This window comes from Vibrio sp. T9 (genome assembly GCF_003123985.1).
In the GTDB taxonomy this organism is placed as follows: Bacteria; Pseudomonadota; Gammaproteobacteria; order Enterobacterales; family Vibrionaceae; genus Vibrio; species Vibrio diabolicus.
The window spans coordinates 1-550 of record NZ_NIGY01000045.1 but is presented as its reverse complement, the minus strand read 5'-3'; the positions used below and the strand labels follow the sequence as shown (position 1 = coordinate 550).

Sequence of the window (550 nt, the reverse complement as noted above, 5' to 3'; positions counted from 1 at the left end):
GCTGATGATCTGCTGGTGATACAGGCGCAGGCCGTCGGTCGACAGCGCGTGGCGAACGAGGTCGAGCCAGTACTGCTCGCGTTCGGCATCGGCCTTCTCGCGGGCACTGGGATCGTGCAGTTCCACACGGTTGCCGCCCTGGTTCTGGGCGTTGCGCAACGCGGCGCTGGCCTGCTCGAGCACGGCTTCCGTGTTGGCGTTCTTCTCGGCGATGAGTGTGCCGCCGATGGTGATCGTGACGTTGAGCGAGCGTGTGCCCGCATCGATGATGTGCTCGGCGATGCTGGTGCGCAGGCGCTCGGTAAGGGCGGCATGCTCGAGATCGCCGCGCGGCGCCAGGATCAGGCCGAGCGTGTGATCGCCGAGCACACCGGCCACATCTTCGTCGTCGATGGATTCATTGATCTTCGTGGCGATGGCAGCGAGAAGCTTGTCCGCATTGCCGATGCCCGCGCTGGTAACGATTTCCTTCCAGTTGTCCGGCTCGAGCAGGAGCATCGCCTGGCCTTCGCGTCCGGCAGCCGCGGCGGCCACGGCTTCGTCGATGTGC

Annotated in this window: 1 protein-coding gene; it reads right to left on the bottom strand. The window is 65.6% G+C overall.

Translation table 11 applies throughout. The features are described 5' to 3' along the window. A partial coding sequence (locus CBX98_RS25320) for a diguanylate cyclase (protein WP_146192911.1) occupies nucleotides 1–550 on the bottom strand: 550 nt, incomplete at both ends.